We start from the raw sequence: 8,394 nt of genomic DNA, 5'->3' as shown, positions 1-8,394 counted from the left end.
GCACGCGCCGCTCGCGCTCGCCCAGGCGGCCAGCGGGGTGCCCGGCGGCAGCCCGCTGTTCACGTCGCTGCTGAACTACCGGCACAGCAGGCGCTCCCATCAGCGGGCGCAGGAGGCGGCGACGGGCGGCGGTGCCTTCGAGGGCATCACCAGTCTGCCCACCCGGCAGGCGACCAACTACCCGGTGACGGTGGCCGTCGACGACAACGGCACCGGATTCGGTGTGACGGTGGAGGCGGTGCCCGCCGCAGACGCGGACGTGATCGCCGGGCTGCTGCGCACCTGCCTGACCGGCCTCGTGGACGCCCTGGTCGACGCCCCGGAGACCCGGCTCGCCGACGTCGGCGTGCTGGCGGCTCGGGAGCGGGACCGGATGCTCACGGAGTGGAACGACACCGAGGCGCCGGTGGAGGCCGGCACCATCGCCGACCTGTTCGAGGCGCAGGCCGCCCGCACCCCCGGCGCCCCGGCGATTGAGTCGGGAGACGTCACGCTGACGTACGCGGAACTCGACTCCCGCGCCGACCGGCTGGCTCGCCGCCTCGCCGGCCTCGGGGTCGGGCCCGAGTCGCTGGTCGGGGTCTGCCTGGAGCGCGGCGCGGATCTGCTGGTGGCGCTGCTGGGCGTCCTGAAGGCCGGGGGTGCGTACGTGCCGCTGGATCCGGACTATCCGAAGGAGCGCCTGGCGTACGTGGTGCGCGACGCGCGGCTCGGCGCCGTACTGACCACCCGGGACCTCGACCAGGCCGTCCCCGGGGACGTGCCGCGCGTGCTGCTGGACGACCCTGCCGGGATGTCCGCCGACGGGGTGCCGGCGCGGGACGTGCTGCGGCCGGAGCATCCGGCGTACGTCATCTACACGTCGGGATCCACCGGGCGGCCCAAGGGCGTGCTCGTGTCCCACGCGGGGGTGGCGAGCATGGTGGCCGGTCAGCAGAGGCACCTCGGGGTGGGTCCGGGTGCGCGGGTGGGGCAGTTCGCGTCGGCGGCCTTCGACACGTTCGGCTGGGAGTGGCTGATGGCCCTGCTGACCGGGGCGACGCTGGTGGTGATGCCCACCGACCAGCGGCTCGGCGAGGCGCTGCCGCGCTGGCTGACCGCCCGCCGGATCACCCACGTGACGCTGCCGCCCGCCGTGCTGGCCACCCTCGACGAGACGGCCGTGGATCCGCACACGGTCCTGATCGTGGCCGGAGAGGCGTGCGCGCCGGAGCTGATGGCGCGCTGGGCGCGCACGCACCCCATGTACAACTCCTACGGGCCGACCGAGACCACGGTGGACGCCACCCTGTGGCGCTGCGACCCGGACGCGGACCTGGTGGCCATCGGCAGGCCGGTCGTGAACACGCGCGTGTACGTGCTGGACGAGTGGCTGGAGCCGGTCCCGGTGGGTGTGGCCGGTGAGGTGTACGTCGCCGGTGCCGGTCTGGCCCGCGGCTATGCCGGGCGGCCGGTGCTGACCGCGGAGCGCTTCGTGGCGGACCCGTTCGCCGGGAACGGCACGCGGCTGTACCGGACCGGCGACCGGGCCCGCTGGACACCGGACGGCGAGCTGGTGTTCGCGGGGCGCACCGACGACCAGGTGAAGATCCGCGGCTTCCGGATCGAGCCGGGCGAGGTCGAGGCGGTCCTCACCACGCAGGCCCGGGTCCGCCAGGCCGCGGTCGTCGTACGGCAGGACACGCCCGGCGACAGGCGGCTGGTCGCCTACGTCGTACCGGCCGGCCCGGAGGAGGAGGCCGACGTCCTGGCGGCCGCCGTAAGGGAGTTCGCGGCCGAGTGGCTGCCGCAGTACATGGTGCCGTCGGCCGTGGTGGTCCTCGACGCGCTGCCGCTGACGGTGAACGGCAAACTGGACCGCGGGGCGCTGCCCGCACCCCGGTACGGTCGGGGCGGCGGCGAGCGGGACGGTGCGCGCGGCCCCGCGGGCGCACTGGAGGAGACCGTCTGCGCGGCCTTCGCCGAGGTGCTCGGGCTGGAACGGGTCGGTGTCGACGACGACTTCTTCGCGCTCGGCGGGCACTCCCTGCTCGCGGTGTCGCTGCGGGAGCGGCTGCGCGCCCGGGGCGTGACGGTGTCGGTGCGCGACCTCGTCGCCCATCCGACGCCGGCCCGGCTGATGGGCGCGCTCGGCCTGTCCTCCGTGCGGGACGCGCTCGGCGGGCTCCTGCCGATCCGCACCGGCGGCAGCGAGCCGGCCTTCTTCTTCGTGCACCCCGCGGGCGGTCTGAGCTGGTGCTACATGCCGTTCGCCCGGTTCGTACCGGAAGGCCACCCGCTCTACGGCCTTCAGGCTCAGGGGCTCGACGGGACCAGCCGCCCGGCGGGCTCCGTCGCGGAGATGGCCGCCGCGTACGTCGACCGGATCCGTTCCGTGCAGGAGTCCGGCCCGTACCACATCGTGGGCTGGTCCTTCGGCGGGACGCCCGCGCACGAGATCGCGGTGCGGCTGCGAGCCGCGGGCGAGCAGGTGTCGCTGATCCTCCTGGACGCCTACCCGCCGGACCCGGCGGCCGAGCGCCCGGGCGGCACACTCGACGCCGCGGACGTCGATGCCGGGATGGTCGCGCGGATCCGCACCGAACTGGGCGAGCTGCTCGGGGGCTTCTCGGACGAGGAACTGCTGGTCATGGCACGCGTCTACCGCAACAACGCGGCGCTGCGGGCCGGGCACGCGTTCGGCCGGTTCGACGGAAGGACGCTGCTGGTCGTGGCGGAGGAGGGCAAGCCGGCCGGGTTCTGCGCCGAGGCACTGTGGCAGCCGTACGTCACCGGGGCCGTGGATGCGGTCGCGCTGCCGTGCGAGCATTCCGGCATGGCGCGGCCCGAGGTGCTGGAGCAGGTGTGGCGTGCCGTCGCGCACTGGCTGGACCACGCGTGAGAACGGTGGCGGGCTCGGGCTGGGGGCGGACGGCTCATCGGATGCTCCCGGCTCGTCGAGGGACCGCGTGGGTCCCCGGCCGCCATCGTGCCGCTCGGTCCGTGCACCTCGGGCGGACGGGCCCGCTCGGTCCATCGACCTCGAGCGTGCCCGCTCGGGCCATGGGCGTCGAGCGGGCCCGCCCGGGTGCCCCGGGGCTCAGGGGCGGGTGCCGCCCCGGTCCCCGGGGCTCACTCGGCGCGCAGTGCGGTCGCCGTGCGGGTGCGGGCCGCCCAGCCGGCCGGCAGCAGCGAGCCGAGGACGGCGATGACCACCCCGCCGGCAGCGAGCAACGCCAGCTCGGGCGCCTGGTAGACGGCGATCACGGAGTCCGGCAGGTTCAGACCGGCGCTGCGCCCCATGGCCGGCAGCACCGCGTCGTGCAGGGCCACCCCGATGGGCACGCCCAGCAGCCCGCCCGCCAGCCCGGACAGCACCACCGAGGTCACGACCATGGCGATCGTCTGCCGGGGCGTCATACCGAGCGCCTTGCTGACCCCGAGGTCACGGATGCGCTCGTGGGTGTCCAGGACGACCCCGTTGAGCACACCGAGCCCGGCCACCGCGACCAGCATCAGCGTCAGCAGCGCGGTCAGCGAGTTGAGGATGACGACGGTGTCGCTGTCGCTCTGGCTCTTCTCGCTCGTCGACACGGCACCCAGCGGCTCCAGCGCCGCGTTCAGCGAGCGGACGTAGTCCTGCACGCTGGTTCCGGACGCGACGTCGATGTACCGGCTGGACGCCGCCAGGTCCGGCGCGGCCGTCCGCAGCGTGGCGGCGTCGGTGAAGACCTGCATGCCGCCGTTGCGGGTGTCCAGGACCTCGCCCACGATCCGCACGGTGACCGGACGGCCGTCCACATGGAGGGTGACGCGGTCGCCGACGTCGCTGTCCGTCGCGGTCAGGAACGGCGTCGGCACCACCGCCTCGCCGGCCTTCTCGATCCACCGGCCGGACACCATCGAGTAGCCACCCCAGGAGGCGTCGCCGGTGAACGCGACGACGTTCGTGGAGCCGGTGACGCCTGAGACGGTGGCCTGGGCGTCGGCGGTGGAGTAGTGGCGCCCGGTGCCCGGCTGGTCCTCGATCGCGGCGGTCACCGCGGCCGGGTCGGCCGTCGTCGACTGCCGACCGGGGCCCGGTCCGCCCGGCCCGGCCTGGGGGCCGCTCACCCCGATCGTCACGTCGGCCGCGTTGTGGTCCCGCGCGGTCACCACCTCGCTGAGCGACGCGGCCAGCCCAGTGGCGAAGGTGACGGCCGCGGCGCCGAACACGACCGCCGCGACCACCGACGCCGTACGGCCGGGACGGGCGAAGGGGCGGGCCAGCCCGAGGGACACCGGCCGGGGCAGCGGCAGCCGTCCGGCCAGCCGGGCCGCCCGGCGGCCCCGGCCGGGAGCCGGTGTGCGGCCCACGGCCAGCGCGTCGACCGTGCGCAGCCGCCCGGCCCGCCAGGCGCTCACGCACGCGGCCAGCGCCACGACGCCCAGCGTCCCGGCCACCACGGCGACGTCGACCCACCAGTCGACCCCGAGCCCCGCCGTGCCGTACGCCTCGGCGGTCTCCGACAGCACCGGCACGGCCAGCAGATGGCCCGCGACGACCCCCAGCACCGTGCCCACGGCGGCCGGGAGCAGGGCCTGGCTCATGTAGGCCCGGACGACCTGGCCGGGCGTGAACCCGACGGCCTTGAGGACGCCGATCCGGCGCAGCCCCGTCCCCACCGTGCCGGCGACCACGTTGCCGACGATCAGCACCGACATCACGAGGCCCAGGACCCCGAACGCCACCAGGAACGGCACGAAGAGGGAAGTGTCGCGCACCGACACCTTCTTGATGGCGAGCCAGGACTGCGCGCCGGCCATCGCCCCGTCGGGCACGGCGGCCACGACGGCGGCCCGGCCCCGCTCGACCTGCGCGGCGCTGTCGGCCTGCGCGAACCGGTACAGCATCTGGTACCCGGTGGGTTTGCCGTCCGGGGTGAGCGCGGCCAGCTGGGACGGCGTCACCCACCCGTCGGCCGTACGACTGACCGAGCGGGCCACCCCGACCACCTTCAGCGTGGGGCTGCCCGGCAGGGCGGGGAACCGGAACTCCAGGCCGAGAGGCGCGATCAGCCCCGAGTCGGCCGACAGGACGATCTCGCCCGGCCCGTTCGCCCAGCGCCCCTCGGTGACCGCGATCCGGTCGACGGAACCGTCGGGGGAAGTACGGCCGACGACCGACAACGGCGCCACGGTGGCGTCGTTGATGCGCGGTGTGACGGACGCGGTGGGGAACGGGCCGGACGAGGTGTCGACTCCCGCGGTGTCCGCGGTGGCCGACAGCTGGGTGGCAGTGGTCCTGTCCGCGTCGAACTGCGCGGTCAGATGCGAGCCGTGCTGCCGTGCGAAGGCCTTGTCGAAGGGGGCGTCGGAGGCGACGAGCAGGGCACCGCCCAGGACGGACGCGGTGACCGCCATCATCGTGGCCAGAACGATCACCAGGGTCGGTACCCGGCGGCGGGCCACACCGGAGCGGACCACCCGGCCCAGAGCGCTCATCGGGCGGCCTCCGCGACCACGTCCGCGGTGATCCGGCCGTCGACCAGCTGGACCGTGCGTTTCGTGCAGGACTGCGCCAGCGCCAGGTCGTGGGTGACCACGACGACGGTCTGCCCCTCGGCGTTCAGCTCCCGCAGCAGCTCGGCGACGTCCTCGCCGGAGGCGGAGTCCAGCGCGCCGGTCGGCTCGTCGGCGAGCAGCAGCGGCGGCCGGTTCATCAGCGCCCGGGCGACGGCGACCCGCTGCCGCTGACCGCCGGACAGCCGGCCCGGAAAGGCTCCGGCGTGCCGGGCGATGCCCAGCGACTCCAACAGCTGCTCGGCGCGGCGCTGCGCCTCGCGGCGCTTCATCCCGGCCAGCTGTGCGGGAAGGATCACGTTGTCGAGGACGGTCAGGTCGTCCAGCAGGTTGAAGAACTGGAAGACCATGCCGATCTTCGCGCGCCGGTAGCGGGCCGAGCCGGCCTCGCCGAGCTTGTCGACGCGGACCCCGTCCACGGTGACGGTGCCGCTGTCCGGGCGGTCCAGGCCGGCGATGAGGTTGAGCATGGTCGACTTGCCGCTGCCGGACGGCCCGAGGATCGCCACGGACTCGCCCGCCCGCACGGTCAGGGACGCGTCCTGCAGTGCCGGTGGCCCGGCGTCGTAGCGGCGGCTGACGTCACTCAGTTCGATCACCGGTGTGGTCATGGGCCTCTCCCTCGGTCCGCACATCGGGCATGCCCCACGCTAGGCGGGGGCCCGGTCCCGGCACGACGGTCCGGCGAGGTAACTTCCGTACACCGCGCGGACGATGGCCGGTGATGTCATCCCTGAGATGTACGCACCGGGGATGACCCGCCCAGTACCGGGACGGATGCCCGCGGCCCGGCTCGTCGGACACAATGGCCCGGTGATGAAGACGTCGGTGCGGGACCGCTTGCGGGAGGGAGTCGGCGCGCTGACGCACCCCACCGGCCCGCCGCTGGTCCAGACCCGCTGGGGAAGAGTCTTCGACCTCGCGATCGCGCTCGTCCTGTGCGGCGCGGCAGCCCAGTACGTCCTGGACAACCTGCACGGCTGGGAGGCGCGGCACGACCGGCCGGTCCCGATCGACTCGCCGGAGCGGCCGGTGGACTGGGTCGCGCTGCTGAGCCTGGCGTTCCTGGCCTCCGCCCCGCTGGTGCTGCGCCGCCGCTATCCGCTGGCCGTGCTGTGGACCGTCATGGCCGCCACCGCCCTGACCCCCGACAGTGCGGCCCGCCTCACGTTCTACTCGTGCGTCATCGCGGCCTACAGCGCGGCCGCCTACAGCCCCTACCGGGCGGCGACCATGGCGAGCCTGCCGGTCGTGGTGCTGCTGGTGAGCACGGTCGGGGACGCGGGGTCGGTCACGCCGCCCACGCAGTACGTCAGCGTCGCGCCCGCCGTGCCCATCGTGCCGACGCAGTACGCGCCCTTGCTGATCCTGGTGCCGATGATGATGGCGGCGCTGGGGCTGCGCGCCTGGAAGCTGCGCACCGCCGAGAGCCGGGCGAGACTGTCCGCGGTGGAGCGGGAACAGGCCGAGGCCCTGCGCAGGGCGGTCCTGGAGGAACGCGCCAGGATCGCCCGCGAGCTGCACGACGTGGTCACGCACAACGTGAGCGTGATGGTCATCCAGGCCGGGGCCGCCCGCAAGACCATGGACGCCTCACCCGAGGATGCCCGCGAGGCGCTGCTCGCGGTCGAGGCGGGCGGCAGGGCCGCCATGGGCGAACTGCGGCACGTCATGGGCCTGCTGGCGATGGACCCGGACGGTCCCGGGCCCGCGGAACCGGGCGCGGAGCTGGTGCCGCAGCCCGGCCTGGACCAGCTGGAGGCCCTGGTCGAACGCATCCGTGATGCCGGGCTGCCCGTGGAGATGACGGTGACCGGCACCCCCCGCCCGGTGCCGGACGGCGTCGGTCTGGCGGCGTACCGGGTCGTGCAGGAGGCGCTCACCAACACGGTCAAGCACGCGCAGGGCGCCAGCGCGGCCGTGACGGTCGACTACGCTGCCGACCGGCTCACCGTGGAGGTCGCCGACTCGGGCGGCGGTCCCAGTCCCACCGCGGCCGGAGGCAACGGGCGCGGACTGATCGGCCTGCGCGAACGGATCGCCCTCTACGGAGGCACCCTGCGCACCGGACCGCGCCCGCTGGGCGGCTACCGGGTCAAGGCCCTGATTCCCCTGGAGGAAGCGTGACGGAACCGCTGCGCGTCGTGGTCGCCGACGACCAGGCGCTGGTGCGGACCGGTTTCCGGATGATCCTCACCGCCGACGGCATCGACGTCGTCGCCGAGGCCACCGACGGCGCCGAGGCCGTCGACGCCGTCCGCGCCGCCCGGCCCGACGTGGTGCTGATGGACATCCGGATGCCCGAGATGGACGGCCTGGAGGCCACCCGGCGGATCCTCTCCGGCGCTCCGGACGATCCGCGGGTCGTGATGCTGACCACGTTCGACCTCGACCAGTACGTCTACGCGGCGCTGTCCGCCGGGGCCAGCGGCTTCCTCCTGAAGGACGTCACGCCCGAACACCTGGTGGCCGCCGTCCGCACGGTACGCGCGGGAGACGCCCTGCTGGCGCCCGCCATCACCCGCCGGCTCGTCGAGCGGTTCGCCCGCCGGGATCCCGAGGGCCGCGCACTCCACCGCAGCCTGGCAGCGCTGACCCCCCGGGAGCTCGACGTGCTGCGCCAGCTGGCCCAGGGCCTGAGCAACGCCGAGCTCGCCGAACGCCTCCGGCTGTCCGAGGCCACGGTCAAGACCCACGTCTCCCGCATCCTCACCAAGCTGAATCTGCGCGACCGCGCCCAGGCCGTGGTCGTCGCCTACGAGACGGGGCTGGTGACTCCCACGGGAGCGTGACGCGACCGCCGGGGACGGGCGTCGGGCGGGCGGCGCAGGGCAGGACCGACAGCTGTGCGCC

At 74.5% G+C, this 8,394-nt stretch carries 5 protein-coding genes; 3 read left to right on the top strand and 2 right to left on the bottom strand.

Annotated features, from left to right (window positions below):
• On the top strand, positions 1–2,881 hold a 2,881-nt coding region (locus tag H0H10_RS26515; protein ID WP_188183638.1), incomplete at its 5' end, for a non-ribosomal peptide synthetase.
• Positions 2,882–3,111: 230 nt separating this feature from the next.
• Here H0H10_RS26515 and H0H10_RS26510 read toward each other — a convergent pair.
• Positions 3,112–5,463 (bottom strand): ABC transporter permease, encoded by a 2,352-nt coding sequence (locus tag H0H10_RS26510; protein ID WP_188183637.1) that lies wholly within the window; start codon positions 5,461–5,463, stop codon positions 3,112–3,114.
• A complete protein-coding gene (locus H0H10_RS26505; protein WP_188183636.1) occupies positions 5,460–6,152 on the bottom strand; it encodes an ABC transporter ATP-binding protein in 693 nt (230 codons plus the stop codon). Before H0H10_RS26505 ends, H0H10_RS26510 begins: the two co-directional genes overlap by 4 nt.
• Before the next feature lie 205 nt (positions 6,153–6,357).
• Here H0H10_RS26505 and H0H10_RS26500 point away from each other — a divergent pair, with 205 nt between their 5' ends.
• Positions 6,358–7,668, top strand: a complete 1,311-nt coding sequence (locus H0H10_RS26500; protein ID WP_223180467.1) for a sensor histidine kinase — start codon at positions 6,358–6,360, stop codon at positions 7,666–7,668.
• The gene (locus H0H10_RS26495; protein ID WP_188183635.1) at positions 7,665–8,333 is read left to right on the top strand and encodes a response regulator; all 669 of its coding nucleotides are present in this window, start codon (positions 7,665–7,667) and stop codon (positions 8,331–8,333) included. The genes H0H10_RS26500 and H0H10_RS26495 overlap by 4 nt, the downstream gene beginning before the upstream one ends.
• Positions 8,334–8,394 lie beyond the last annotated feature (61 nt).

The sequence above is a fragment of the Streptomyces griseicoloratus genome (assembly GCF_014534645.1).
GTDB classification, from domain to species: Bacteria; Actinomycetota; Actinomycetes; order Streptomycetales; family Streptomycetaceae; genus Streptomyces; species Streptomyces griseicoloratus.
Note: the sequence above shows the minus strand (reverse complement) of the source record. Positions and strands in the feature narration are given on the sequence as shown.

Bases quoted from the DNA above. Each gene is read 5' to 3' on its own strand.
- H0H10_RS26500 (WP_223180467.1), top strand. From the start codon at position 6,358: ATGAAGACGTCGGTGCGGGACCGCTTGCGGGAGGGAGTCGGCGCGCTG.
- H0H10_RS26505 (WP_188183636.1), bottom strand. From the start codon at position 6,152: ATGACCACACCGGTGATCGAACTGAGTGACGTCAGCCGCCGCTACGAC.
- H0H10_RS26510 (WP_188183637.1), bottom strand. From the start codon at position 5,463: ATGAGCGCTCTGGGCCGGGTGGTCCGCTCCGGTGTGGCCCGCCGCCGG.